Annotated in this window: 24 protein-coding genes; 14 read left to right on the plus strand and 10 right to left on the minus strand. The window is 68.4% G+C overall.

Features of this window, described 5'->3' with window-relative positions:
• From ACWIDW_RS01525 to mutM, 6 genes are all read left to right on the plus strand, one after another.
• The gene (locus ACWIDW_RS01525) at window positions 1-2,172 is read left to right on the plus strand and encodes an ATP-dependent DNA helicase RecG (protein WP_454122398.1); all 2,172 of its coding nucleotides are present in this window, start codon (window positions 1-3) and stop codon (window positions 2,170-2,172) included.
• A gap of 57 nt (window positions 2,173-2,229) precedes the next feature.
• The gene (coaD, locus tag ACWIDW_RS01530; protein ID WP_454122400.1) at window positions 2,230-2,727 is read left to right on the plus strand and encodes a pantetheine-phosphate adenylyltransferase; all 498 of its coding nucleotides are present in this window, start codon (window positions 2,230-2,232) and stop codon (window positions 2,725-2,727) included.
• Between the two features lie 109 nt (window positions 2,728-2,836).
• On the plus strand, window positions 2,837-3,331 hold the full coding sequence (locus tag ACWIDW_RS01535; RefSeq protein ID WP_454123227.1) for a YceD family protein: 495 nt from the start codon (window positions 2,837-2,839) through the stop codon (window positions 3,329-3,331).
• A 2-nt stretch (window positions 3,332-3,333) separates the two neighbouring features.
• A complete protein-coding gene (gene rpmF, locus ACWIDW_RS01540) occupies window positions 3,334-3,543 on the plus strand; it encodes a 50S ribosomal protein L32 (protein ID WP_313354372.1) in 210 nt (69 codons plus the stop codon).
• A gap of 11 nt (window positions 3,544-3,554) precedes the next feature.
• Window positions 3,555-4,247 (plus strand): ribonuclease III, encoded by a 693-nt coding sequence (gene rnc / locus ACWIDW_RS01545; protein ID WP_454122402.1) that lies wholly within the window; start codon window positions 3,555-3,557, stop codon window positions 4,245-4,247.
• A gap of 6 nt (window positions 4,248-4,253) precedes the next feature.
• On the plus strand, window positions 4,254-5,156 hold the full coding sequence (mutM, locus tag ACWIDW_RS01550; RefSeq protein ID WP_454122403.1) for a bifunctional DNA-formamidopyrimidine glycosylase/DNA-(apurinic or apyrimidinic site) lyase: 903 nt from the start codon (window positions 4,254-4,256) through the stop codon (window positions 5,154-5,156).
• 293 nt (window positions 5,157-5,449) lie between these two features.
• Here the strand turns inward: mutM and ACWIDW_RS01555 are convergent, their stop codons facing one another.
• From ACWIDW_RS01555 to ACWIDW_RS01565, 3 genes are read right to left on the minus strand one after another with little or no spacing between them, the layout of a single operon-like run.
• Window positions 5,450-6,547, minus strand: coding sequence for an N-acetyltransferase family protein (locus ACWIDW_RS01555; protein ID WP_454122404.1), 1,098 nt, complete (start codon window positions 6,545-6,547; stop codon window positions 5,450-5,452).
• A complete protein-coding gene (locus ACWIDW_RS01560; protein ID WP_454122406.1) occupies window positions 6,544-7,638 on the minus strand; it encodes a GNAT family N-acetyltransferase in 1,095 nt (364 codons plus the stop codon). The genes ACWIDW_RS01555 and ACWIDW_RS01560 overlap by 4 nt, the downstream gene beginning before the upstream one ends.
• 10 nt (window positions 7,639-7,648) lie before the next feature.
• Window positions 7,649-7,933: a hypothetical protein gene (locus tag ACWIDW_RS01565; protein ID WP_454122408.1), complete on the minus strand. Its 285-nt coding sequence runs from the start codon at window positions 7,931-7,933 to the stop codon at window positions 7,649-7,651.
• Window positions 7,934-8,469: 536 nt separating this feature from the next.
• On the opposite strand from ACWIDW_RS01565, the gene smc reads away from it, so the two are divergent.
• The 3 genes from smc to ACWIDW_RS01580 are packed head-to-tail and all read left to right on the plus strand — an operon-like array spanning window position 8,470 to window position 13,457.
• Window positions 8,470-11,997 (plus strand): chromosome segregation protein SMC, encoded by a 3,528-nt coding sequence (gene smc / locus ACWIDW_RS01570; protein ID WP_454122409.1) that lies wholly within the window; start codon window positions 8,470-8,472, stop codon window positions 11,995-11,997.
• A gap of 35 nt (window positions 11,998-12,032) precedes the next feature.
• Window positions 12,033-12,908 carry a signal recognition particle-docking protein FtsY gene (ftsY, locus tag ACWIDW_RS01575; protein WP_454122411.1) on the plus strand — a complete coding sequence of 292 codons (876 nt, stop codon included), beginning with the start codon at window positions 12,033-12,035 and terminating at the stop codon, window positions 12,906-12,908.
• Window positions 12,909-12,956: 48 nt separating this feature from the next.
• Window positions 12,957-13,457, plus strand: a complete 501-nt coding sequence (locus ACWIDW_RS01580) for a DUF2004 domain-containing protein (RefSeq protein ID WP_454122412.1) — start codon at window positions 12,957-12,959, stop codon at window positions 13,455-13,457.
• Window positions 13,458-13,461: 4 nt separating this feature from the next.
• On the opposite strand, the gene lipA is transcribed toward ACWIDW_RS01580, so the two are convergent.
• Together lipA and lipB are read right to left on the minus strand one after the other, a co-directional pair.
• On the minus strand, window positions 13,462-14,454 hold the full coding sequence (gene lipA, locus ACWIDW_RS01585; protein WP_454122414.1) for a lipoyl synthase: 993 nt from the start codon (window positions 14,452-14,454) through the stop codon (window positions 13,462-13,464).
• Window positions 14,451-15,101 (minus strand): lipoyl(octanoyl) transferase LipB, encoded by a 651-nt coding sequence (gene lipB / locus ACWIDW_RS01590; RefSeq protein ID WP_454122416.1) that lies wholly within the window; start codon window positions 15,099-15,101, stop codon window positions 14,451-14,453. Before lipB ends, lipA begins: the two co-directional genes overlap by 4 nt.
• Before the next feature lie 104 nt (window positions 15,102-15,205).
• On the opposite strand from lipB, the gene ACWIDW_RS01595 reads away from it, so the two are divergent.
• Genes ACWIDW_RS01595 through ffh form a run of 4 tightly spaced genes read left to right on the plus strand, consistent with a single transcriptional unit; the run spans window position 15,206 to window position 18,215 of the window.
• A complete protein-coding gene (locus ACWIDW_RS01595; RefSeq protein ID WP_454122418.1) occupies window positions 15,206-15,790 on the plus strand; it encodes a TetR/AcrR family transcriptional regulator in 585 nt (194 codons plus the stop codon).
• 59 nt (window positions 15,791-15,849) lie between these two features.
• Entirely contained in the window at window positions 15,850-16,155 is a 306-nt protein-coding gene (locus ACWIDW_RS01600; RefSeq protein ID WP_454122419.1) for a hypothetical protein, read from the plus strand.
• Window positions 16,142-16,648: an RNA polymerase sigma factor gene (locus tag ACWIDW_RS01605; protein WP_454122421.1), complete on the plus strand. Its 507-nt coding sequence runs from the start codon at window positions 16,142-16,144 to the stop codon at window positions 16,646-16,648. Before ACWIDW_RS01600 ends, ACWIDW_RS01605 begins: the two co-directional genes overlap by 14 nt.
• 13 nt (window positions 16,649-16,661) lie before the next feature.
• Window positions 16,662-18,215, plus strand: coding sequence for a signal recognition particle protein (gene ffh / locus ACWIDW_RS01610; protein ID WP_454122422.1), 1,554 nt, complete (start codon window positions 16,662-16,664; stop codon window positions 18,213-18,215).
• A gap of 60 nt (window positions 18,216-18,275) precedes the next feature.
• On the opposite strand, the gene ACWIDW_RS01615 is transcribed toward ffh, so the two are convergent.
• The 4 genes from ACWIDW_RS01615 to ACWIDW_RS01630 all read right to left on the minus strand — a co-directional run bounded on the left by ACWIDW_RS01615 (window position 18,276) and on the right by ACWIDW_RS01630 (window position 24,377).
• Window positions 18,276-20,123, minus strand: coding sequence for an alpha/beta hydrolase family protein (locus ACWIDW_RS01615; protein WP_454122424.1), 1,848 nt, complete (start codon window positions 20,121-20,123; stop codon window positions 18,276-18,278).
• Between the two features lie 152 nt (window positions 20,124-20,275).
• Window positions 20,276-21,790 carry a glycerol kinase GlpK gene (gene glpK / locus ACWIDW_RS01620; protein WP_454122426.1) on the minus strand — a complete coding sequence of 505 codons (1,515 nt, stop codon included), beginning with the start codon at window positions 21,788-21,790 and terminating at the stop codon, window positions 20,276-20,278.
• Between the two features lie 28 nt (window positions 21,791-21,818).
• Complete coding sequence (locus tag ACWIDW_RS01625; protein WP_454122427.1) at window positions 21,819-22,571, minus strand: MIP/aquaporin family protein; 753 nt, start codon at window positions 22,569-22,571, stop codon at window positions 21,819-21,821.
• 87 nt (window positions 22,572-22,658) lie between these two features.
• Entirely contained in the window at window positions 22,659-24,377 is a 1,719-nt protein-coding gene (locus ACWIDW_RS01630; protein WP_454122429.1) for an FAD-dependent oxidoreductase, read from the minus strand.
• A 100-nt stretch (window positions 24,378-24,477) separates the two neighbouring features.
• Here ACWIDW_RS01630 and ACWIDW_RS01635 point away from each other — a divergent pair, with 100 nt between their 5' ends.
• Complete coding sequence (locus ACWIDW_RS01635; RefSeq protein ID WP_454122431.1) at window positions 24,478-25,446, plus strand: sugar-binding transcriptional regulator; 969 nt, start codon at window positions 24,478-24,480, stop codon at window positions 25,444-25,446.
• 19 nt (window positions 25,447-25,465) lie between these two features.
• On the opposite strand, the gene ACWIDW_RS01640 is transcribed toward ACWIDW_RS01635, so the two are convergent.
• Window positions 25,466-26,614 carry a glutamate--cysteine ligase gene (locus tag ACWIDW_RS01640; protein WP_454122433.1) on the minus strand — a complete coding sequence of 383 codons (1,149 nt, stop codon included), beginning with the start codon at window positions 26,612-26,614 and terminating at the stop codon, window positions 25,466-25,468.
• Between the last annotated feature and the right edge of the window lie 62 nt (window positions 26,615-26,676).

Consider the following 26,676-nt stretch of genomic DNA (forward strand, 5'->3'; position numbering starts at 1 on the left):
ATGCCCTTCGAGCTCGACACGCCGCTGACGACCGCCGTCGGCACGTCCACGGCCAAGACCCTCGACAAGGCGTTCACGATGACCACCGTCGGCGATCTGCTGGGACACTATCCGCGGCGCTACGCCGATCGCGGCGAGCTGACGCCGATCCTCGAGCTGCCGATCGGCGAGACCGTCACCATCGTGGGCGAGGTCATCTCGGCGACGGCCCGCGAGATGCGCAACCGGCGCGGCGCCATGCTCGAGGTCGTCATCGGCGACGGCGTCGGCCAGATGTCGCTGACCTTCTTCGCGAAGAACCTCGGCCAGGCGGAGTGGCGCAGGAAAGAGCTGTCGGTCGGTCGCCGCGGCATCTTCTCCGGCAAGGTCGGCGTGTTCAAAGACAGGGTGCAGTTCGCGCACCCCGACTACCAGCTCTTCGACGACGCCGAGAGCGCCTACCGCCAGGCGGATGCCCTGCAGGACGTTCCCATTCCGATCTACCCGGCGACCTCCGCCATGCAGAGCTGGCAGATCGCGAAGCTGATCGGCGTCGTGCTCGACCAGCTCGGCGACGTGCCCGACCCCCTCTCCGACGGCATCCGCGCGCACGAAGGACTGCTCACCGCCCGCCAGGCGCTCGACGCGATTCACCGACCGCGGCGCAAGGCCGACATCGATCCGGCCGTGCGCACGCTGCGCATGCACGAGGCTCTCGTGCTGCAGACGGCACTGCTGCAGCAGCGCATCCAGGTGCGCGCACTGACCGCCACTCCACGGCTCGCCCGCTCCGGCGGCCTGCTGGAGCGCTTCGACGCCCGTCTGCCCTTCACGCTGACTCCCGACCAGCAGCGCGTCGGGGCCGAGATCGCGGCCGATCTGAGCGCCGATCGGCCGATGAACCGTCTCATCCAGGGCGAGGTCGGCTCGGGGAAGACCCTCGTCGCGCTGCGGGCGATGCTGCAGACGGCCGAGTCGGGAGGGCAGGCCGCGCTCATCGCCCCCACCGAGGTGCTCGCCGCGCAGCACCTGCGGTCGATCACGAAGATGCTCGGTCCCGATACGGCGGCCGAGCTGATGCCCACTCTGCTCACCGGGCAGATGTCGGCACCGGAGCGGCGCAAGGCCGCCCTGCGGGTGGCATCCGGTCAGTCGCTGATCGTGATCGGCACGCACGCGCTGCTCTCCGAGAAGACCACCTTCGCCGACCTGGCGCTCGTCGTCGTCGACGAGCAGCACCGATTCGGCGTCGAACAGCGAGAGATGCTGCGCGCCAAGGGCACCGCGCCGCACGCGATCGTGCTGACGGCGACGCCCATCCCGCGCACCGTGGCGATGACCGTGTTCGGCGATCTCGACACCTCGGTCATCCGCTCGATGCCCGCCGGCCGAGCCGGCATCACGACCCACGTCGCCCCGCTGGCCGAGCATCCCGAATGGTTCCAGCGGGTCTGGGCGCGTGCGGCCGAGGAGATCGCGGACGGCCGTCAGGTGTTCGCCGTGTGCGCGGCGATCGACACCGCGAAGGAATCGGTCGAGGCCGACGACCAGCCGCCCGCGGACGTCGAGGGCAAGGGCCCGCGGTGGGGTGTGGTTCAGCTCGATGAGCTGCTCGCCACGCATCCGGTGCTAGGCGGCGTGCGTCGGGCGGTGCTGCACGGCAAGATGCCGGCCGACGAGAAGGATGCCGTGATGCGCGCCGTCGCGCGCGGCGAGATCGACCTGCTCATCGCCACGACGGTGATCGAGGTCGGTGTCGACGTGCCGAACGCCTCGACCATGGTCATCATGGACGCCGATCGGTTCGGCGTGTCGCAGCTGCACCAGCTGCGCGGTCGCGTGGGCCGCGGTGAGCACCCGGGCCTCTGCCTGCTCGTGACCGAGGCCGAGGGCGCATCGCTCGCGCGAGAGCGGGTCGAGGCGGTCGCCGCCACACTCGACGGCTTCGAGCTGGCCGAGGTCGATCTCGAGCTGCGCGGCGAGGGCGACGTGCTCGGCGCGGCTCAGGCGGGCGTCAAGTCGTCGCTGCGCCTGCTTCGGGTGGTCAAGGATGCCGGACTCATCGCCTACGCGCGCGACATCGCCGCCGACATCCTGAAAGACGACCCCATGCTCGTCCAGCATCCGGGTCTGCGCGTCGCGATCGCCGGCCGGGTGAGCGAGTCGGATCGAGCGGCCCTCAGCAAGAACTGAGGGTGCGGTGTCATAGGCTGAACGAGTGCTTGTACTGAGCGAACGGAGTAAGTCGAAGTGAATTCTCGGATCGCCGTCGTTCCCGGATCGTTCGACCCGCCCACGCTGGGCCACCTCGATGTGATCTCGCGTGCCGCCCGTCTCTACGACGAGCTGCACGTGCTGGTGGTGCACAACCCCGGCAAAGAGGCGATGCTGCCGATCGCGCAGCGCCTCAGCCTCCTCGAGCAGTCGATCGCCGAGGCCGGCGTCGACGGACACATCATCGTCGGATCGTGGAGCATGGGCCTGCTCGTCGACTACGCCCGCGATGTCGATGCCGGGGTGCTGGTGAAGGGCATCCGGTCGCAGGTCGACGTCGCCTACGAGTCGCCGATGGCGATCGTGAACCGCCACCTGGCAGACATCGAGACGGTGTTCCTGCTGCCCGACCCGGCCCACGCGATGGTGTCGAGCTCGCTGGTGCGGCAGGTCGCCGCGCTCGGCGGTGACGTCTCGCCGTTCGTGCCGCCCGTGGTCGCGTCGTTCCTCGACACGGGGGCCCGCGGGCTCTGAGCCGTTCGGCCCGCACCCATGTGACGACGGGTAGCATGGCCAGGTGAAATCCCGAGTCGACGGCCCCTTCTTCCTCCCTGTCCGTGACATCGTCCGCAAGCCGGGCGAGATGCGCGAGCACCGCTTCGAAGTGACTCTCAGCGAGAAATGGGGTGAGGGCATCGTCGCGGTCGAAGCCGGCGAGACCCTTGATCTCGACGTGCGTCTCGAATCCGTGCACGAGGGGATCCTCGTGTCGGGAACCGCTGATTCGGAGTACTCCGGAGAGTGCGGGCGCTGCCTCACCGAGATCTCCGCGCCCGTCGAAGTCGAGTTCCAGGAGCTTTTCGCGTATCCTGGTGAGGAAGAAACTGACTTCGAAGTTCAAGACGACCACGTGGATCTTGAAACTCTGATCAGGGAGGCGATCGTGTTGTCGCTTCCTTTTCAGCCGGTGTGTCAGCCGGACTGCCCGGGTCTCGACCCGAACACGGGTGAGAGGCTGACCGAGAGCGCCGGTGCAGAGAGCCCTGCTCCCATCGATCCTCGGTGGAGCGCGCTCCGACAGATCACAGACCAGGACGGCGCGGCAGAGCGTCACGCCGCCGAGAAAGAAGAGAGCTAGTCATGGCTGGTAACCCCCCGAAGCGCAAGGTCTCCCGTTCGAACACCCGCTCGCGCCGCGCGCAGTGGAAGGCGACGCCGACCGCTCTGGTGAAGACCATCGAGAACGGTCAGGTCGTCTACAGCCGTCCTCACCAGGCGAAGGTCGTCACCGACTCGCAGGGCACCGAGCTGTTCCTCGAGTACAAGGGCCGCAAGGTCGCCGACATCTGATCGGATCGGTCATGACCGAGATTCTCACCGGGCAAGCCTCGCTGGTCGAGAAGCTCGGCGTCGACATCGATCCTGAGCTGCTGGAACGAGCGCTCACGCATCGTTCCTATGCGTACGAGCACGGCGGCATCCCGAACAACGAGCGTCTCGAGTTCCTCGGGGACTCGGTGCTCGGTCTCGCGGTGACCGTCATGCTCTTCACCACGCTTCCCGACCTCGACGAGGGCGAGCTGGCCAAACGACGCGCGAGCGTCGTCTCGACCGTCGCCCTCGCCGAGGTCGCTCGCGCTATCGGCCTCGGCGAGCACCTCCGCCTCGGGCGCGGCGAGGAGCAGACCGGCGGCCGCGACAAGGATTCGATCCTCGCCGACACGATGGAAGCCGTCTTCGGCGCGACCTTCCTCTCTGCCGGTCCGGATGCCGCGACCGAGCTGGTGCTGCGGCTGACCGAGCCGCTGCTCGCCGATCCCGAGCGCTACGGCGCCGCGATGGACCCGAAGACGAGCCTGCAGGAGCTGGCGGCCCGTCTCGGGTCGCCCCCGCCGATGTACTCCATCGAATCGACCGGCCCCGATCATGATCGTGTCTTCACGGCGACGGTGCAGGTCGGCGAGGTGTCGTGCAGCGGCGTCGGCACGAGCAAGAAGACGGCCGAGATGGCTGCCGCGCTCACCGCGTGGCGTCTGCTCAGCGACCGGGTCTGATCCGGCGTGCCCGAGCTTCCCGAGGTCGAGGTCGTCCGTCACGGTCTCGCGCCCGCCGTCACCGGGGCGCGCGTGCTCTCGGTCGACGTGCTCGACGAACGCGCGCTCACCCGGCATCCGCTCGACGCCGCCGACTTCGTCGGCCGTCTCGAGGGCCGCGACGTGCGCGCGGCCGCACGGCGCGGGAAGTTCCTCTGGCTGCCGCTCGGCGACCGCGCGGGGGAGCGGGAGGCGCTCGTCGCGCATCTCGGCATGAGCGGACAGATGCTGCTGCGCGATCCGGATGCCCCGCTCGAGCGTCACGAGCGCGTGCGGCTGCGCATCGAGCATCCCCGTCACGGCGTGCTCGCCGTCGTGTTCGCCGACCAGCGCACCTTCGGCTCGCTGGCCGTCGACCGCCTGCTGCCCACTCCGGATGCCGCCCCGGGCGGCTACGGCACGGCCGAACCGCTCGTGCCGTCACAGGTCGCGCACATCGCGCGCGATCCGCTGGATCCGGCGTTCGATGAGCGCGACGTGATCGACCGCATCCGGCGGCGTTCGAGTGCGATCAAGCGCATCCTGCTCGACCAGTCACTGGTCAGCGGGATCGGCAACATCTACGCTGACGAGTCGCTGTGGGCAGCGCGCATCCACCCCGAGACGCACGGCACCCACATCTCGGCGCAGGCGATGCGCCGGCTGATGAGCGAGGTGCGCCTGGTGCTCGAGAAGGCCCTGGCCGAAGGCGGCACGAGCTTCGACGCGCAGTACGTGAACGTGAACGGGCAGGCCGGTTACTTCGCGCACTCGCTCAACGCTTACGGACGAGGGGGAGAGGCCTGTCCGCGATGCGGCAGCCCGATCCGTCGCGAGGCCTTCATGAACCGCTCGAGCCACTACTGCCCGCGCTGTCAGCGTCGGCGCTGACCTGAATCACGCATCGCGTCGCAAGTCGGCTCCGACATCTCGAAGATCACGGCGCCGCTCCAGGCCACGAGCCAGCAGCGCCCCATCCTGGTGGTGGCCGAGGCAGCGCGGGTCGCGGGCTCGCCCCGGGTGGCCCGGTGGTCCCGTCGGGCTGCCTCGGGCCGTGGGATGCCGCCATACGGGCCCACTCGAGGGGCGGGGCGGCTCTTCGAGGTGGCGCTGCGTGGCCGGGTGGTCCCATATGGTCGCTTCGGGGCGCGGGATGCTGCCATACGGGCCCACTCGGGTGAACATCAGGCCAGCTTCTTCTGCCAGGCGCCCGCATACGAGGCAGGCACGAAGCCCATCGCCTCGTTGATGTCGAGCATCGGCCGGTTCTCCTCGGCGTTGAAGGTGGTGATCCGGGGTGAGTTCGGCGCGATACCGCGCCAGCGCAGGATGTTGGCGCACTTCACGATCTGGCCCAGGCGGTGACCGCGGTGCTCCTTGAGTACGAGCGTGCAGTACTGGTGCGTCACACCCTCGGGGTCGGTGCCGGTCACGAGCTCGTTGAACGCTGCGAGGGTGCCCGTCGCCACATGCTCCACCGCGGCGACCGAGACGGTCTGGCCGCCCTCGACGAACCTGGCGTCGCGCCGGGCGATGCGATCGGCATCCCAGATCTCCTCGTCCACCTCCAGATCTCCGCTCGGTGCGTCTGTCGACATTCGCGACAGTGCCCATGCGTATCCTGCGCGCAGCTCGGGCGGGGTGGGCACGGTCCATTCGACGAGGCGGTACTCATCTCCGGCCACGGCCAGAGCAGCGGCGAGCATGCGCTCGATCGGCGCGAGATCTGCCTGCAGGTCGAAGACGCTGTTGCGCTCCACCTGCTCGAGCGTGAAGCCATCGTCGCCGATCAGCTGCGCAACCGGCGTGCGCGACACCCGTCCCCATCCTGTCTTCGGAACCAGCGGCTCCTCGCCCGGGTCGGGGCGGTGCAGGGTCCAGGTCTGGATCACCTTGCGGCCGAGCGCCCGCACCTCGGCCTCTGCGGCGGCCAGCAGCGCCCGCTCGATGCCGCGCCCCCAGTTCTCCGGCATCACCATCAGATCGATCTCCGCGCTGGTGGGCTCTGCGGTCGCGTGGCTCACGGTCACCGCGCCGACGATCTCGCCGTTCTCCTGAGCCAGCAGGGTCCGCTGCACATGGTCGGTCATCGCTCGCCAGTGCGGCAGCATCTCCTCGGCGGTCGTGCCCAGGTCGTGCAACCCGGTGTCGCTGAGGCAGATGGCGTTGTTCAGCGCGACGAAGGTGTGGAAGTCCGCCGCATCCGGGCCGTCCAGCGTCTCCGGCACGGTCAGGGCGACGATGGTGAATGCGTTCGTGTCGGGGGTCGTGGTGGTGCTCATGCGAGGTCCTTTCTCCAGGCGCCCTCGTAGGCGATCGGCGTGAAGCCGATGGATTCGTTGATGGAGAGCATCGGCCGGTTCTCCTCGGCGTTCCAGGTGGTCACGCGAGGGGAGAGCGGATGCCTGTCGTGCCAGGCCAGCAGACCCGCCGTCTTCACCAGCATCCCGAGTCGATGCCCGCGATGCTCGGAGAGCACCAGGGTGTCGAACTGGTGGGTGCTCGCCGTCTCGTCTTGACCGAGCGCGAGTTCGTTGAACGCGCAGAGTTCGCCGGTGACGACGTGCTGCGCCGCGGTGACGAGAAGGGTCCAGCCGCGCTGCATCAGACGCGACTCCTCCCGGCGCACCCGCTCCGCGTCCCAGGTCTCCTCGGGCATCCCGAGTTCTCCATCGGGCACGTCGGTCGACATGCGCGACTTCATCCAGGCATAGCCGCCGGCATGCTCGTCAGGAGTCGGCATCGTCCACTGCACGATGCGGTAGTCCGCAGCGTGCTCGGCCGCGTCCTCGCGCAGGCTGCGCAGATGTTCACCGGTGCCCTCGCCCCAGACCAGCGTGCTTCCTCGTGCGACCTGCTCCAGCCGGAAGCCGGTGCGCTGCAGAAAGCGTGCCGCCCGGTCGACGGGAACCGATCCGAATCCCGTGGGGGAGTCGAGCCGCGGCAGCGGCGTGTCGGCATCGTGATGCTCCGACCAGTGCAGCAGCTTGCGCACCCCGGCATCCCGCGCCATCGCCTCGATCTGCGCGTAGGTGGCCGGTCCGATTCCACGGCCCCACGCGCGACGGAGCAGGGCGACGTTCACGAACGCGGTCTCGCCGCCGTCGTCATGCAGGATGTCGAGGGCGCAGCGTCCGACGGTGTCATCGCCGAGCTCGATCGCCCAGTGAAGCCGGTCGCAGTCGGGCGTGGAGGCGAGCGTCGACAGCAGCTCCGATGCGGTGAGGCAGTCATCGTCGCGGCCGGTGATCTCGATGAGCATCTCGTTGCGTACGGCGGCGTAAGCGTGCACGGCGGGGGACGGCCCCGCGTCCGCTCGGCCGGGAAGCTCGAGCGGACGCAGGGTGGCGCCGGCGGCAAGGGTGATGGACATCATCTGCCTCTCAGAGCCAGTTACGCTGATAGCCCCACGCCAGCAGGGCCATCGCCTCGGTCTCGCGGATCGGCCGGCGATCGAGCTCCGGCACAGGCGAGGGGAACTCCTTGTGACGGTCGCGGGTGCTGCGCTGCAGCAGCCACAGCCCGACGCGGAGGAACAGCCGGTCGGTGAGCGTCAGACGCTGCAGACCGTCTCGATCGGGGATGCTGATGGTCTGGTGACCCTCGGTATCCGGCGGATGGATGGACGTGGATCGCTGTCGCTGATCGGACAGCAGGACGGTGCTCACGATGTGTGCGCTTTCTGTGGTGATGGCTGGGCGAACCCGCCGCCGCGAACGACGGAACAGGCGCCCGAGAACGCAGCGTCTCGAGACGGCCGGCACGGACTCGGTCCGAACGGGAGCGTCAGGATGCTGACGGGCGAGGCCCGCAGTGCGGGCGGAGGTCGCACGCCCGCGAGGCGGCGACGGCGATCATCGATCTGACGCGCGAACGCGTCGGAGAGATCGGGAGAGGCGGTGTGGTTCTAGCCCTGAGAGAGGGCGAAGGTCACCGGCACGGCGGCGAATGGCGCGCAGACGGGCGACGCGGTGAAGAACCAGGCGGCGCTGTTGTTCGTGATCATGGTGACCTCCTCTCGTGTGATCGGACGCCACGCTAGTGAACACGCCCAGCTCCCGTCAAGCGTTTTCTGCGACGTCGGCGTGTCGCGTGAACGTCATCGTCTGCGCAGAAGCCGCAGAATACGGCGCGGAATCCGCGTCGTACCGCGTGATTCCGGTAGCGTCTGACCCGTGAACACCCTGACCCCGAAGGCGCCGGCATGCATCTGAAGAGCCTGACGCTCAAGGGCTTCAAATCGTTCGCGCAACCTACCTCCTTCGTGTTCGAACCCGGTGTGACCTGCATCGTCGGCCCGAACGGGTCGGGCAAGTCGAACGTCGTCGACGCGCTCGCCTGGGTGATGGGGGAGCAGGGGGCGAAGACCCTCCGCGGCGGGAAGATGGAAGACGTCATCTTCGCCGGCACGTCGACCCGCGGGCCTCTCGGCCGCGCAGAGGTGCAGCTGACCATCGACAACAGCGACGGCGCGCTGCCCATCGACTACGCCGAGGTGACGATCAGCCGCACGCTGTTCCGCAACGGCTCGAGCGAGTACGCGATCAACGGCTCGAGCTGCCGACTGCTCGATGTTCAGGAGCTGCTCAGCGATTCGGGTCTCGGGCGCGAGATGCACGTCATCGTCGGCCAGGGGCGCCTCGACACCGTGCTGCAGGCGTCGCCCGAAGACCGTCGCGGCTTCATCGAGGAAGCCGCCGGCATCCTCAAGCACCGTCGTCGCAAGGAGAAGACGGTCCGCAAGCTCGACGCGATGGAGACCAACCTCACCCGACTCAGTGATCTCGCCGGCGAGATCCGCCGGCAGCTGAAGCCGCTGGGCAGGCAGGCCGAGATCGCCCGCGAGGCCCAGACGATCGCGGCGGTGGTGCGCGATGCCAAGGCCCGCCTGTTCGCCGACGACGTGGTCGCCCTGCGCACAGCTCTCGCCGATCACACCCGCACCGAGCATGAGCGGCACACCGAGCGTCTGGTGCTCTCGGAGCAGGCGGAGGGTGTGCGCGCGGGCATCCAGCGGCTCGAGCAGCAGCAGAACTCCGCCGCCGTCGATCGCGCGCGCAGTGTGTCTTTCGCTCTGGAGCAGACTCAGGAGCGCATGCGCAGTCTGTACACGCTGGCCAACCAGCGTCTCGCACTGCTGGGCGGCGAAGACGACGACGCGGTCACGGCGATCACCGTTACGCAGGAGGCAATCGACGAGGCCGCCGACGAGATCACGCGCATCTCGGAGGGCCTCGGCGACGCGCAGGATGCCGCTGCCGCTGCGAGCCGGGATGTCGTGAACGCCCGCGCCGAGCTCGACACCCTCGACGTCGAGATCGCCGAGCAGAGCGCTCTGGTGTCGCGGTACGACATGCGGCTGAGCACCCTGCGCGGCAATGCCGACGCAGCGGCATCGGCGCTGGCCGCCGTGCGCGGCGCGGTGCTGCGACAGGAGCAGGCGCTCGAAGCGGCGCACCAGCGTCGCCGCGAGGCAGCCGACGCGCGCGAGGCGATCGATGACGCGCACGCACCCGACGGCTCGGCTGCGGAGTACGCCGCCGCGTACGACCAGGCGCAGAAAGACGTCGCCGCCGCAGAGTCCGAGCGGGACTCGCTGCGGGAGCGGCTGCACGACGCCGAGCGTGAAGCCGACGCGCTGACCGCCAAGGCGGCGGCGCTCACCAGCGCGCTGTCGCTGTCGGGCGGTGCGGCCGAGATCGTGGCATCCGGAGCCGCAGGCGTCCGCGGCCTGGTGGGGGACTCGGTGCAGGTGCGGCCGGGGTTCGAGGGCGCGATCGCCGCCGTGCTCGGTCCGCTCGCCGAGGGCGTGCTGGTCGATGCCGTCGGCGACGCGTTCGCGATCGTGGCGCAGGGCTCACGGGCAACGGTGGACCTGGTCGTCGCCGAGGGCACGGTGGCCCCGGCGGTCGTCACTCCGGACGTGGCCGGCGCAGTGCCCGCAGCAGACGTCGTCGATGCGCCGCACGGTGTGCGGTCGCTGCTTGCCAGCGTGCTGATCGCCGACGATCTCGACGCCGCGCGCGGCGTGCGCCGCACTCTCGACGCGATGGGCGACGATCGCATGACGATCGTGACCAGAACCGGTGAGGTGGTCACCGCCCACACCCTCCGCGCCGGATCCGGCGAGACGTCACGCCTCGAGCTGATGGCCGAGCGCGACGCCGCGACCGACCGCCTGGCCGAGGTGCGCACCGTCGTGGACGCGCTGCGTGAGACCCGGGTGGACGCCACCGAGCGCGTCGAGACGGCGCGGCGGGTCGCGAAGGACGCCCTGCGTGCCCTTCGCGAGCACGACGCCGCACTGGCGAACCACGCCGAGCAGGTCAACCGCGTCACGGTGCAGCACGAGGCCGCGGTCGCCGAGTGCGCGCGGCTCGAATCGAGCCTCACGCAGGCGCAGTCCGCCGTCGCAGATGCCGAAGAGAAGGCCGCTGCGGCGAAGGACGAACTGCAGGCGGCCCAGTCCGAGCCGCGCCCGGTGCTCGATGCCTCCGCCCGGGACACGCTGCTCGACGCGCTGGAGACGGCGCGCGAGGGCGAGGTGCGTGCTCGGCTCGAGATCGAGACCCTGCGGGAGCGCGTGCGCGCCGCACAGGCACGGGTGGTCGCTCTCGAGCGCCAGCGCGAGCAGGAGAGGGATGCCGCTGCCGAGGCCGCGCGACGGGCTGTGATCCGTCGTGCACAGCGGGCGGCCGCATCGGCGGTCGCCGACGAGCTGCCTCGCGTGCTCGACTCGATCGATCGATCCGTGAGCGAGGCCCGGGTGGCCCTCGCCGCCGCCGAGGCCGAGCGTGCGGCGCACAACGAGGAGCTCGTCGCTCTGCGCAAGCAGGAGAGCTCGCTGCGGGACCGACTCGCCGGACTCACCGAGAGCGTCCACGGACTCGAGCTGCAGATCCACGAGAAGAAGCTGCATCTCAGCAGCCTCCTCGACCGCGTGGCGTCGGAGCTCGCGCTCGACGAAGATATTCTCGTCGCGGAATATGGCCCCGACCAGCTCGTCCCGCACGATCCGGGAGCTGCGCCTGACGGCGACGACGACGCCACGGGCATCCCGTTCGACCGTCGCATCCAGGAGAGGCGGCTGAAGGACGCCGAGCGCAAGCTCGCGCAGCTCGGGCGGGTGAACCCGCTCGCGCTCGAGGAGTTCGCCGCGCTCGAGCAGCGGCACGCCTTCCTCACCGAGCAGCTCGCCGATCTGACCAAGACCCGTCAGGATCTGCTCACGATCATCGCCGAGCTCGACGAGCGCATGCAGACGATCTTCGCGGCCGCGTTCGAAGACACCAGGCAGGCCTTCGGCGAGGTCTTCCCGCTGCTGTTCCCCGGCGGCTCCGGAAGCATCTCGCTGACGAACCCCGATGACATGCTGACCACCGGCATCGAGGTCGCCGTGCGCCCGGTCGGCAAGAAGATCGAACGACTCTCGCTGCTCTCCGGCGGCGAGCGGTCGCTGGCCGCCGTCGCGCTGCTCGTCGCGATCTTCAAGGCGCGGCCCAGCCCGTTCTACATCCTCGACGAGGTGGAGGCCGCACTCGACGACGCGAACCTCGGGCGTCTGCTCACCGTCTTCGAGCAGCTGCGCGAGAGCTCGCAGCTGCTCGTGATTACGCACCAGAAGCGCACGATGGAGATCGCCGACGCCCTGTACGGCGTGTCCATGCGGCAGGACGGTGTCTCGGCCGTCGTCGGCCAGCGCGTGGGTGACCGCGCCGCGGCATCCGCCTGATCCGGCCGTCCCGCGCGAACGCCTAGGCTGGGGGCATGGCGGAGAAGTCCTGGTCCCTCGGTCGCGCGCTGCGCGGCATGTTCGTCAAGCCCACGATCGACGAGACGACGTGGGAAGACCTCGAGACAGCGCTGATCACGGCCGACTTCGGGCCCGACATCACCGAGCAGCTGATCGATGAGCTGCGTGCGAAGGTCGACCGCTACCGCACCACCGATCCGCGCGACCTGCAGCGCATGCTGCGTGAAACGCTCGAAGAGCGATTCGCCAAGTTCGACACCACGCTCAAGCTCACCGAGCGCCCGGCCGTCGTCCTCGTGGTCGGCGTGAACGGGGTCGGCAAGACCACGACGATCGGCAAGTTCACCAAGTTTCTGCGCGGTTTCGAGCGCAGCGTCGTGGTCGGCGCCGCCGACACGTTCCGCGCGGCCGCCGTCGAGCAGCTCGCGACCTGGGCGCAGCGCGGGGGAGCGGCCATCGTCCGCCCGCAGCAGGAGGGGCAGGACCCGGCATCCGTCGCCTTCCAGACGGTCGAGTACGCCAAGAACCAGGGCATCGAGATCGCGATCATCGACACCGCCGGACGCCTGCACACCAAGAGCGGGTTGATGGACGAGCTGTCGAAGGTGCGCCGCGTCATCGAGAAGCAGGCGCCGATCAGCGAGGTTCTGCTGGTGCTCGACGCGACCACCGGCCAGAACGGCGTCATGCAGGCCGAATCCTTCCTGCAGCACGCGGGCGTCACCGGACTCGTCATCACCAAGCTCGACGGCTCGGCCAAGGGGGGCTTCGTGCTCGCCGTGCAGGAGCGCACGGGCATCCCGGTGAAGCTGCTCGGTCAGGGCGAGGGCATCGACGATCTGACCGGTTTCACCCCGCACGTCTTCGTCGCATCTCTCGTCGGCGCATGACACGACCTGGGACTACCGCCGCCGCGGAGAGGCTGGTTTCATAGCGATATGGCGATCGAACACGACTATTTCGGGGTGCTGTCCTCAGGGCCCGACGGCGCCATCTTCTGGACCGAGCGGGTGGACTTCGGTGACCAGTCGGTCACCGTCGACCTGACCGCGCCGGATCAGGACGACGTGTCGATGGCCGCGCTGGACGTGGCTGCTGCGCTGATCGCCGGGATCGAGGATCTGGACGCCACGGTGCGCAACGCCATGCTCACCGAGGTCGATGACCGCACCAGCGAGGTGACCGAGTACATCCTGCAGCAGCAGGAGGCGTTCGGCGATCACCTCGAAGACGTGCTGGTCGATGTCAGCGGTGATGCCGCGGTCGACATCATCCGGTCACTGCGACTGTCGAGCATGACGATCCTCGCCGACGAGCACGGCGGGTCGGAGCCGTTCGCGGTGCTCGAGTACGCGCTCGACGCCGACGAGACCGATGAGGTGCTGCTGGTGAACCTGGCATCCGACGGCTCGGTGCAGTCGGTCACCAGCGCCGACTGATCCCCTAGACAGCCTGCGCGAATCCGAGGTCGGCGCTCTCGGCGATGTGTGCGAGATGCGGCGGGATGTCGCGCCCCTTCGAGATCATCGACTGCGCCCACAGCCTCCCGGCGCGGTACGACGAGCGCACCAGGGGACCGGCGAGCACGCCGAGGAACCCGATGCGCTCGGCTTCGGCCTTGAACTCCACGAACTCGTCCGGCTTCACCCACCGGGCCACCGGCAGGTGCCGCGGCGTCGGACGCAGGTACTGCGTGATCGTGATGATGTCGCATCCGGCATCGTGCAGGTCCTGCAGTGCCTGCACGACCTCCTCCGGCTCCTCGCCCATGCCGAGGATGAGATTCGACTTGGTGATGAGGCCCGCGTCGTGTCCCTGCGTGATCACGCTGAGCGAGCGCTCGTACGTGAACGCGGGGCGGATGCGCTTGAAGATCCGCGGGACCGTCTCGACGTTGTGTGCGAACACCTCCGGCCGCGCGTCGAAGATCTGCCCCAGGAAGGCGGGGTCGGCGTTGTGCTCGTTCGCGAGCAGCTCGACTCCCGTGTTCGGGTTCATGGCGTGGATCTGCCGCACGGTCTCGGCGTTCAGCCATGCGCCCGTGTCGGGCAGGTCGTCGCGCGCGACGCTGGTGACCGTGGCGTAGCGCAGACCCATCCGCTGCACGCTCTCGGCGACCCGTCGCGGTTCGTCGGTGTCATAGGCATCCGGCTTGCCCGTGTCGATCTGGCAGAAGTCGCACCGGCGGGTGCACTGCGACCCGCCGATGAGGAAGGTCGCCTCGCGGTCTTCCCAGCACTCGAAGATGTTCGGGCAGCCGGCCTCCTGGCAGACCGTGTGCAGTTCCTCGGTCTTCACCAGCGCCTGCAGGGCGGTGTACTCCGGGCCCATCTTCGCCTTGGTCTTGATCCATTCGGGCTTGCGCTCGATCGGGGTCTCGGCGTTTCGCACTTCGAGACGCAGCAGCCTGCGCCCGTCGGGGTGGGCGGCGCTCATGCGGCGACTCCTTCGCGCTCGGTCGCGTACTCGGCGGCGAAGGCATCCGCGACGCTCTGCACGATGTCGGTCGGCGCTATCCGTCTGCCGGTGACCTCGCTCACGGTCGTCACCCCGGCGTCGGTGATGCCGCACGGGATGATGCCGCGGAAGCCGGCCAGCGTGTTGTCGCAGTTGATGGCGAAGCCGTGCATGGTCACGCCCTGCTGCACCCGCACGCCGATCGCGGCGACCTTGTCCTCACCGAGCGGGCGGCGCACCCAGACGCCGCTGCGTCCGTCGACCTGGTAGCCGTCGACGCCGAGCGGTTTCAGGATGCCGATGAGCACCCGCTCGAGCCGGCGCACGTGCTCGACGACATCGATGGGCTCGTGAAGCCGGACGATCGGGTATCCGACGAGCTGACCGGGGCCGTGCCAGGTGATCTTGCCGCCGCGGTCTACGTCGACGACGGGAGTGCCGTCCTGCGGGCGCTCGTGATCCTCGGTGCGTTTGCCTGCCGTGTAGACGGCTTCGTGCTCGAGCAGCAGAAGCGTGTCGGGTCGGATGCCGGCGACGATGTCGTGGTGGATGCGGCGCTGCAGGTCCCACCCGTCGAGGTAGGGCACGCAGTCGGGGGCGAGACCAGGGATCTGGATGTCGAGCATCGGAACTTCTCTCGATTGTTGGATGGCGTCCAAAAAATGATGTCGCACCCACGATACGCCGTCCGCGCGATCGATGGGCACGACGCGCGGCTACGCTGATCGCTATGAGCACGGCACCGCGAGCAGGACGCCCCCGGGTGTCGTCCCGCGAGACGCTCGCCGAGGCCGCCTGCGAGCTGTTCCTCGAGCAGGGGTACGAGGCGACGTCCATCGTCGACATCACCCGTCGCGCCGGAGTGAGCCGGTCGAGCTTCTTCAACTACTTCTCGTCGAAGAGCGATGTGCTCTGGTCGGGATTCGACGCGCGGGTCGACGCCGCGCTGGTCGCGCTGGCGCGTCTGGGAACGGATGCCGACGGCGCCGCGGTGCGGGCAGCGGTCGAGCCCATCGTGCACGCCTTCGCGCCGGATCCGCTGGCTCTCGCCCTGCGCAACGCCTCGGCGATGGGGCTGGAGCAGGAGCTCCTGCGCGACACCGGCCTCCGCCACGCACGCATCTCGTCTGCTGTCGCCGCCGCCGCTCGCAGCGCGGGAATCGACGAGATCCGCGCGGACATCCTGGGATCGGCACTGGCCACCGCGGTGCTCTCGTCGCTGCGCGTATGGGCCGAGCAGGGCGCCGGGCAAGCTTCGCTCGAGGCGCAGTTCGACCACGCCCTGCGCAGCATCCACGATCTTCCGTGGGGATGAGCGGACGTTTCGAGCGGTGCCGGACAGGTCATGAGTAGAAGCCGCTGAAGGAGGCACTCATGACCGATCCGATCGACGACCTGCTCGAACGATCCGCCCCCGCCCTCGTCGACCGCGCGAGTGCGCGTGAAGCGGCGCTCGCCCAGATGGTGGCGGACGCCCGTGACACGGTGCGTCCGCCGAAGCGTTCGCGTCGACGACGTTCCGCCCTCGCGGCTGCTGTTGCCGGAGTGCTTCTCGTCGGGGGCGGCGGGGTGGCTGTCGCAGCCGGACTCGTGGACTGGCCAGCCGGATTCGAGAGCCCCGACAGTGGACCTTCGGCACCGATGGGGGCGTCAAATGCGCAACGGAGTGAGTGCGACTGACGCCGCGTCGCGCCTGACCCGAGCGCTCGAGTCCTCGGCATCCGACCTTCTCGCCTATCTCGAACGGCGGGTCGGACCCGACGATGCTCCTGACCTGCTCGGCGAGACGATGGTCGTCGCGTGGCGTCGCGTCGGAGAGTTGCCGGAGGGCGACGAGCGGGCACGCATGTGGCTGTTCGGGGTCGCCCGCGGCACGCTGCTGAACCACCGGCGCGGCCAGCGACGGCGCTGGGCGCTGGCCGACCGCATCCGACTGCAGGTGCGCGAGTCGCCCACCTCGCCCGCCGCAGACGAGCGGGCGGAGGTGCGGGATGCCATCGACCGGCTCGACCCGGACCTCGCCGAGCTCGTCCGTCTCGTGCACTGGGAGCGGCTGAGTCTCGTCGGTGCTGCCGAGCTGCTCGGCATCCCAGCATCCACCGCTCGGGGTCGGTACCAGCGCGCGAAGGAGAAGCTTCGCGTCGCGCTCAGGGTGGAGGCGCCGCTCGCGTAGAATCGGAGGCACCATGGCTACCTTTGGCACGCTCTCCGATCGGCTCACCGAGACCTTCCGCAATCTGCGCACGAAGGGAAAGCTGACCCCCGCCGACGTCGACGGCACCGTCCGCGAGATCCGTCGCGCACTGCTGGATGCCGACGTCGCGCTCGTCGTCGTCAAGGACTTCACCGCCAAGGTGCGCGAGCGCGCCCTCGGCGACGAGGTCAACAAGGCACTGAACCCCGCGCAGCAGGTCGTGCAGATCGTCAACGAGGAGCTCGTCGCGATCCTCGGCGGCGAGCAGCGCCGGCTGGAGTTCGCCAAGAACCCGCCGACGGTGATCATGCTCGCGGGCCTGCAGGGTTCGGGCAAGACCACCTTCGCCGGCAAGCTCGCCAAGCAGCTCGAGGGCGAGGGGCACACGCCGTTGCTCGTCGCCGCCGACCTGCAGCGTCCGAACGCCGTGAACCAGCTGCAGGTCGTCGCCGAGCGCGCGGGCGCCACGATCTTCGCCCCCGAACCGGGCAACGGCGTCGGCGACCCGGTGAAGGTCTCGAAGGACGGCGTCGAGCACGCGCGCCGCCACCAGCACGACGTGGTCATCATCGACACCGCCGGACGCCTCGGCGTCGACGCCGAGCTGATGAAGCAGGCATCCGACATCCGCAAGGCGACCAGCCCCGACGAGGTGCTGTTCGTCATCGACGCGATGATCGGCCAGGACGCCGTCAACACGGCGAAGGCCTTCCAGGAGGGCGTCGACTTCACCGGCGTCGTGCTGTCGAAGCTCGACGGCGACGCGCGCGGTGGCGCCGCGCTCTCTGTGGCGTCGGTCACCGGGCGTCCGATCATCTTCGCCTCGACGGGTGAGAACCTCGAGGATCTCGAGCCGTTCCACCCCGACCGCATGGCGAGCCGCATCCTCGACCTCGGTGACATCCTGACCCTCATCGAGCAGGCCCAGCAGGCCTTCGACGAGGAAGAGGCCATGAAGATGGCCGAGAAGCTCGCCAACGAGGCCTTCACCCTCGAGGACTTCCTCGACCAGCTTCAGCAGATGAAGAAGATGGGCTCGATGAAGAAGATGCTCGGCATGCTGCCGGGCATGGGCCAGATGAAGCAGCAGCTCGAGGACTTCGACGAGCGCGAGATCGACCGCACCGAGGCCATCATCCGCTCGATGACCCCGGGCGAGCGACGCAACCCGAAGATCCTCAACGGCTCGCGCCGTCTGCGCATCGCCAAGGGTTCGGGTATGACCGTCACCGACGTGAATCAGCTCGTGCAGCGATTCGAGCAGGCCGCGAAGATGATGAAGACCGTCGCCCGCGGCGGCACGCCGAACATCCCCGGCATGGGGCCCATGGGCAAGCCCGGCGCGTCGAGCAAGCGCGGCAAGAAGGGCGCCAAGGGCAAGGGCGGCGGCTCCCGCTCGGGCAACCCGGCCAAGCGCGCCGCAGAGAACGCCGGTCTCGCGACGGCGAACACCGCGCCGACCGGCACCGGCTTCGGGCTCGGAGGCCAGAAGGCGCCCAGCGAGGCCGACCTCGCCGAGATCCAGAAGCTGTTCGGCAAGGGCTGATTCTCGACCTGCGCGGAAAGGGGTGCCCGGCAGTTCATGCCGGACACCCCTTTCGTGTACTCAGTAGGTCATCACGAGTGAGTTCGTGACCGACATCACCGAGACGACGATGGCGTTCAGAACACCGGCGATGTACGGGTTGTTGGTCTCACGGTAGATCTTCCGGGAGACGACCGCAGTCACCGCCAGGATCAGGATCACGGGGAAGAGCCAGATGCTGAAGATGCCACCGAACCCGGGAACCAGCTCTCCGGAGATCGCGAAGGTCACGTACTGGACCACCACGAGCACGATCGGTCCCAGTGCGTTGAACAGAGCGAGAACCGCTGTGTTCAACCACTCGCGCCCGGCCAGGGTGAAGCGGTTGAACACGTTCAGCGCCACAGAGTTGGCGATGAAGTAGATCAGGAAGAGCGGCAGAACGAACAGGGCGTACCAGATCTTGTCCTGAGGGAACCACTTGATCGCGACGACCCACAGCCGGAAATCGGTCTTGAAGAAGTAGTCGGCGATGAACACGAGACCGAACGCCGCGACCGACACCACCACGGCAAGACCGACACTGTGCAGCAGCGACGACCAGCCGGGGAAGATGCCCAGTGCCCGCAGGTCCTGCCCGTTGCGGCGCCCGAAGAAGTAGTAGGCGATGGCCATGATGGCCACGGCGAACACCCCGTTGATCGCCGCCCACACCCCGATGAAGAAGACGGACCCGGTCGGCACGACGTTGGGCACGGCGTTGAAGGCGATTGCACCGATCCAGGCCTGCTGGCTCAACCAGACGTACGACACGGCGGAGAAGATCGCGGAGACGATCAGCCCGCCCCAGAACCACAGCCCTCCGGCGCGGCCCGTCGCACCGACAGCGCCGGCAGGGGCGGTGCGCAGCCGCGCGAAGGCTCGAGTCCGGAGCAGAGCGCGCGTGAACGTCACCAGGAAGATGCCGAAACCGATCAGACCAAGCGTCGTGAAGAACTCCTTCAGCTGCCAGATCTGCGAGCCGGGCTCGATGGGGCCAGGGGCGCCCAGGGTCTCATCGAAGAAGGAGAGCAGATCGGCGACGGCAGTCTTCGAGATCGTCGTCCAGGGATGGGTCTGCGCCGGGGTGTGCAGCACGCGGATGGCCCCGGTGCCGTCGATCTGCTCGGTGTACACCGTGTCCACATCGCGCTTCTCGGCTGCGTCAGGGTCTGCTCCGAAGTTCAGGAAGGACTGCGCGTTGGGCGTGCCTGCAAACTCCCGCGGGGTGGTCAGGACAGCGCCGTCGGCGTCGTAGCTGCGGAAGAAGAACTCGTCGTACTGATCGGCGATGAGGCCGACGTCGCGCGTTCCGTAGAGATTGGCGTAGGTTCCGTCCTCATCCGCGTACATCGCTTCGTTGTCGACGAGGAAGACGGCCGAGATCAGCTGCTCATCAGCCGCATCGTCGAGGGTCACCGAGAAGTTGGCTGCTCGCGCGCCGTTGGAGTGCCCCGTCACCCCGATCCGGGTCGCATCCACGTAGGGCAGATCAGCGATGAGCTTCACACCGTCGTACATCCCGGTTCCGCCCACTGACAGTTCGTCGGCAGGCAAGGGGTCGGAGTTGCCGTGGCCGTACATGTCGATCGAGAGCACGACGAATCCGCGTCGGGCGAGCTCGACATAGTTCGCATCCTGCATCTCACGGTTGTTCCACCAGCCGTGGCTGACGACCACGGCCGGAGCCGGGTCTTCAGCGGTGGCCGCCGCCGGCACGAAGAGCAGTGCGTTCAGCATCCGACCGGAACTGGTCTCCCACTGCATGTCCTTCACCGCGATCGACCCCCCTGCGGTCTGAACGGCTTGAGCGCCGACCGCGGAGATCAGACACAGCAGTAACGACACCACCAGCCAGATGCTGTTGCGCCGTGCATGTCTTTGAGTCACTCGTAACTCCTTCTTGTATTGGTCTGTACCCCGGCCGTGCGATGCCAGCGCCTCGCGTCAGATGTTCGCCGAACCGGTCTCTGCATGAAGAACCGCTGGTGTTCTGAACGAACGTCCAGAACACCAGCGGCTCGTGTTCAGCCGATCCGAGGTCAGCGCACGTCGGCGTCGACCCAGTCCATCGACTTCGACACGGCCTTGCGCCACAGGCGCAGCTGACGGTCGCGCTCCTCGGCGTCCATGCTCGGCTCCCAGCGCTTGTCCTCCTGCCAGTTGGCAGACAGGTCGTCGAGCCCGTTCCAGAAGCCCACGGCGAGACCGGCGGCGTAGGCGGCCCCGAGCGCGGTGGTCTCGGCGACGACCGGACGCACGACCGGCACGCCCAGAACGTCAGCCTGGAACTGCATGAGCGCGTCGTTCGCGACCATGCCGCCGTCGACCTTCAGCTCGGAGAGATCGACACCGGCATCCGCGTTCACCGCGTCGAGAACGTCGCGGGTCTGGAAGGCCACGGCCTCGAGAGCGGCACGAGCGATGTGGTTCCGGTTCGAGTACCGGGTCAGGCCCACGATGGCGCCACGGGCATCCGGGCGCCAGTAGGGCGCGAACAGACCCGAGAACGCCGGGACGATGTACACGCCGCCGTTGTCGTCGACCTGACGAGCGAGGTCCTCGACCTCGGGCGCTGAGCCGATGATGCCGAGCTGATCGCGCAGCCACTGGATGAGTGATCCCGTGACCGCGATCGAGCCCTCGAGGGCGTAGTGCGTCGGCCCGTCGCCGAGCTTGTAGCCGACCGTGGTGAGCAGGCCGTTCTTGGAGTGCACGACCTCCTCGCCGGTGTTGAAGATCAGGAAGCAGCCCGTGCCATAGGTGTTCTTGCTCTCGCCTTTGTCGAACGCGGCCTGACCGAAGGTCGCGGCCTGCTGGTCGCCGAGGATGCCCGCGATGGGCGTCTCGCGCAGCAGCGACGAGCTCTCCGCCGCGCCGTACACCTCCGACGAAGACCGGATCTCCGGCATCATCGAGCGCGGCACGCCGAACGCCTCGAGGATGTCGTCGCGCCACTCGAGCGTCTCGAGGTCCATGAACATCGTGCGCGACGCGTTGGTCACATCCGTCGCGTGCACGCCGCCGTCGACGCCGCCGGTGAGGTTCCAGAGAACCCAGCAGTCGGTGGTGCCGAACATCAGATCGCCCGCCTCGGCCTTCTCGCGCGCGCCCTCGACGTTCTCCAGGATCCAGGTGATCTTGGTGCCGGAGAAGTAGGTCGCCAATGGCAGACCGACGACCGGCTTGAACCGCTCGACCCCTCCGTCAGCGGCGAGACGGTCGACGATCTCCTGCGTGCGGGTGTCCTGCCAGACGATCGCGTTGTAGACCGGCTTGCCGGTGTTGCGGTCCCACACGACGGCGGTCTCGCGCTGATTGGTGATGCCGACCGCGGCGATGTCGTGGCGGGTCAGGTCGGCGCGGCTCAGCGCCAGGCCGATCACCTCCTGCACGTTGCGCCAGATCTCCAGTGCGTCGTGCTCGACCCAGCCCGCCTTCGGGAGGATCTGCTCGTGCTCCTTCTGGCCGGTGGCGACGATGCTGCCCTTCCGGTCGAAGATGATGGCACGGCTCGACGTGGTGCCCTGATCGATCGCGATGATGTACTCAGCCATGTTGTTTCTCCTTTGAAATCGAATCGGGTCAGGCCAGGCTCAGCAGAGCCGGTGCGGCGAGCGCAGCGATCGCGGCGCCGATGAACGGGCCGATGACGGGCACCCACGAGTACGACCAGTCGCTCGAGCCCTTGCCCTTGATCGGCAGGATCGCGTGGGCGATGCGGGGTCCGAGGTCACGGGCCGGGTTGATGGCGTATCCGGTGGGACCACCGAGCGAGGCGCCGATGCCGACCACGAGCAGTGCGACAGGCAGAGCGGTGAGCGGGCCGAGGCCGCCGGGGGTGCCGACCTGGATGTCGCCGTAATCGGCGAACGCGAAGATGACGAACATCAGCACGAAGGTGCCGATGATCTCGGTGACCAGGTTCCAGCCGTAGGAACGGATCGCCGGACCGGTGGAGAACACGCCGAGCTTGTTCGCCGCCTCCGGCTCCTCATCGAAGTGCTGCTTGTAGGCGAGCCATGCGAGCACCGCGCCGACGATGGCGCCGAGCAGCTCTGCAGCGGTCGCGACCAGGAAGGCGACGAAGGTGATCTTGCCGGCGATCAGCAGACCGAGCCCGACGGCCGGGTTGATGATCGCGCCGGAGTACGCCGACGCGAGCACACCGGCGAACACCGCGAGACCCCAGCCCCAGTTGACCATGAGGAATCCGCCCGCGAAGCCCTTGTTCTTGGCAAGGGCCACGTTGGCGACGACACCGCATCCGAGAAGGATCAGCATCGCTGTTCCGACGAACTCGGAGAGGAAGTACAACCCGAGATTGACATCAGTCATGTCTTCATTGACCTTTCGTGCTGCCCGCGCTCTCCCCGGCGCGGGCAATGGGTGAATTCATGTCGCGGGGAGGCGACGGTCGGTGCTTCAGCCGTTCTGATGCGACGGAAGTGCGGGAAGGTCGAGGCCGTGTCGGTCGTTGAGCAGAGAGCGCGTCTCCTCGAGTTCGGCCACGCGTCGCTCGGCGTCCCAGTCGAGGAGAGGAGCCATCGCATCGGCGAGCTCCACGAGCACCTCGTCGGTGACATCGCCGGTGAACGCCAGACTGGTGCGACGCAGGATGACATCCTGCAGGCGGACGGCGTGTTCGCGCTCGACCATCCACATCAGCTCTCGCGTCGACAGATCACCGTCGGCGAGCGGCGCGTCGTCGCCTCCGCGGACGAACTGCCAGACGTCAGCCGCGCGGGTGCCGTATCGGGTGAGCAGGCGCTCGGCGCGGTCGCCCGCGCCGGGAAGGTTCTGTTCGATCCAGCTGTGCCGGGCGCGTGCGGTGCGCGGGAAGCCCTGTCCGCCGCCGATCGCGCGGCCGACGGTCGACACTCGGCGGCCGCGACCGATCAGTCCGAGCACGACGTCGGAGAGCGACTCGCCGAGTGCGCGGAACGTGGTCCACTTGCCGCCGACGAGGCTGACCAGGGGGACGTCTCCGTCGCGGTCGACCTCGACCCGGTAGTCGCGCGAGACGAACCCGGGCGCAGTGTCCTCGTGGCGGGGGAGCGGACGGATGCCCGAGAACGTGAAGACGATCTGATCGCGCGATACCGGGATGGACGGGAACACGTGATGGATGAGGTCGAAGAAGTAGTCGATCTCCTCCTCCGTACACACCGGCACCTCCCGAGGGTCGGCGTCGATGTCGGTCGTGCCGACGAGCACGCGGCCCTTGAGCGGGTAGATGAGCACGATGCGTCCGTCGGAGTGCTCGAAGAAGATCTCCCGCCCGCCGGTCGCGTCGAGCAGCTCCGGGTGATCCAGCACGATGTGCGACCCCTTGGTGCCGCCCATGAAGCGGGTCTCCTCGCCGAGGGCGTCGTTGGTGAGGTCGGTCCACGGACCCGAGGCATTGACGACCACGTCGGCCGACACCGTGAACTCGGTGCCGGTCTCGAGGTCGCGCAGCAGCACGCCCTCCGTGGTGCGGCCGACGGCCTCGACGTAGTTGAGCGCCACGGCGCCAGGGTGCGCGGCCCGTCCGTCCTGCAGCACGTCCAGCGCGAGACGCTCCGGGTCGTGCATCGAAGCGTCGTAGTAAGTGGCGGTGTACTTGATCTTCGGGTCGAGCGCGGGCAACTCCGCCAGCGAGCGCTTGCGTCCGAGGAAGCGGTGGCGGGGGACGACCCCGCCGTCGCGAGAGAACGTGTCGTAGATAGTGAGTCCGACCTTGATCAGGAAGGCGCCGCGCTCCTGCGGCTTTCCGCTGCGGTGCGTGAGGAAGCGCAGCGGTGCGGAGAGGATGCCCGAGAAGGTCGAGTAGATCGGGATGGTCGTCTGCAGGGGCTTGACGTAGTGCGGCGCGATCTTGAGCAGGCCGTTGCGCTCCTGGACGGATTCCCGCACGAGGCGGAACTCGCCGTTCTCGAGGTAGCGGATGCCGCCGTGGATCATGTGGCTCGAGGCTGCGGAGGCACCGGATGCGAAGTCGCCGCGCTCCACGAGCAGGACATCGACGCCCTGCAGGGCGAGATCGCGGAACGTGGAGATGCCGTTGATCCCCGCACCGATGATGAGAACCGTGGTGCGTCCCGACTCGCGGACTGCTTCGACCTGCTGGCGTTCGCGTGATGAGTGTGTCGACTCGATCATCTTCGACCTCCCTCTTCTCTGGATGTTCTCAGCATCGACCCCAACCGCGCCACGTGCAACCCCGATGCACATATGTGCAAGAATCGCCGCGGAGGACGACATGGCCACAGACGCCGCAGGCGACCGCAAGCTGATCGCCGCGCTGACCGCGGCGCAGCTGTATTACATGCAGGACCAGACGATGGACGTCATCGCGCGCGAGCTCGGGACCTCCCGGTCGTCGGTGTCGCGGCTGCTCAGCTTCGCCCGCGAGGTCGGCCTGGTCGACATCCGCATCCATTCACCACTCGAGAGACTGGGGATGCTCGAGCAGCGGCTCAACGAGCGGCACGGCATCACCGCGCACATCGCCCCGATCGCAGAGCGCGTCAGCGAGGTGGAGCGGCTCGAGCGCGTCGCGCTCACCGCCGGGCGCCTTCTGTCGCAGTTCATCGACTCGAACATGGTCGCGGGGGTGGCGTGGGGTTCCACGATCAGCGCGGTCAGCCGCTCGCTGATCCCCAAGGAGACCCACGGCACGACGTTCGTGCAGCTCAACGGGGCGGGCAATACGCAGACGAGCGGACTGGAGTACTCCAGCGACATCCTGCAGCGTTTCGGCCATGCCTTCGGCGCCCAGGTCGAGCAGTTCCCCGTCCCCGCCTTCTTCGACAGCCCCGACACGCGCGAAGCGATGTGGCGCGAGCGCAGCACCCGCCGCGTGCTCGCCTTCCAGGCGAAGATGGACATCGCGGTGTTCGGTCTGGGATCCCCCGGGGCCGATGTGCCCAGCCGTGTGTACGTCGGCGGCTACCTCGGTCGCGATGACTACCGGAGTCTGGAAGAGGATGCCGTGATCGGCGACGTCGCGACGGTGTTCTTCCGAGCGGACGGCAGCTGGCGCGACGTGCGGCTCAATGCACGTTCGACCGGCCCGGGGCTCGACCGGCTCAGGCGTGTGCCGCGCCGGGTGTGCGTCGTCTCGGGGTCGGCGAAGCTCGGCTCACTGCGGGCGGCGATCGGCGCCGGACTCATCACCGACGTCGTGCTCGACGACACGCTCGCTCGCCGACTGCTCGACAGCGACTGATCGGACGGGGGCCGACGTCTCAGGCGTTGACCGATCGCTCAGGGCCGGCCCGGAACTCGCGGATCAGGTGCTGCACGACCTGTCGCAGGTCGCCGTTCGCGGCGTCGGCCGCTGCGAGCTGACGCGAGTAGCTGGCGCCCTGCTCGACGATCGTGTGCACTGCCTTCAGCTCCTCTGTGCATCGCAGATCGGCGGCGATCGGCAGCAGATCCTCCACGACCGCGGTGATGTGCTCGCGCACGGGCACCTGGGACCCGGCGCGGTCGACGATGACCTTGGCGTCCAGACCGTAGCGGGCCGCCCGCCACTTGTTCTCCCGATGGAACCAGGGCTGGAGCGTCGGCAGCTCTCGGCCCTCGTCGAGTTCGCGGGAGAAGAACTCCACGAGGGTCTGCGTGAGTGCGGCGACGGATGCCAGTTCGCTGAGCGTCGACATGCCGTCGCAGGCGCGCACCTCGATCGTGCCCCACTTCGGCGCAGGGCGGATGTCCCACCGGATCTCGGAGGGGTCGGCCATCACCCCGGTGCGGGTCATGTCGTCGACGAAGGTCTCGAACTCCTGCCAGGTCGATATCGACCAGGGCAGGCCCGCGGTCGGCAGCTGCTGGAACACCAGTGCCCGATTCGACGCGTAGCCGGTGCGCTCACCGGCCCAGTACGGGCTCGAGGCCGACAGCGCCTGAAGGTGGGGGAGGAACCCGGCGAGTGCGCCCATGATCGGCAGGACCTTCGCCTGCTCGTCGACACCGACGTGCACGTGGATGCCCCAGATCATCATGTTCCGGCCCCACCACTGGGTGCGCTCGATGAGCTTGTGATAGCGGTTCTTGTCGGTCACCCGCTGATCGAACCACTGGGCGAAGGGGTGGCTGCCGGCCGACAGCAGCTCGATCCCCGCAGGGTCGGTCGAGCGGCGCACGGCGGCGATCGCGGCGGCGACGTCGTCGACCGCGTCGGCGACGGTGGTGCCGACACCGCTGGTCACCTCGATCGTGTTCGTGAGCAGCTCACCGGTGACCGTGTGGCGCTCCGGGGCGCTCTGCTTCTCGAGGCGGGTCAGCAGCTCAGGGGCCCGGCCGACGAGATCTCCCGTTCTCGGATCGGCGAGCATGACCTCCCACTCCAGCCCCACGGTCGAACGAGCGGAGGGGGCGAATTCGATCGACACGCGCACAGTCTGACACGCTGGCCGGAGGCGCTGCGCACACCGTGACGTGTCGTTTCGCGGAC

Source organism: Microbacterium sp. NPDC055312 (assembly GCF_053645675.1).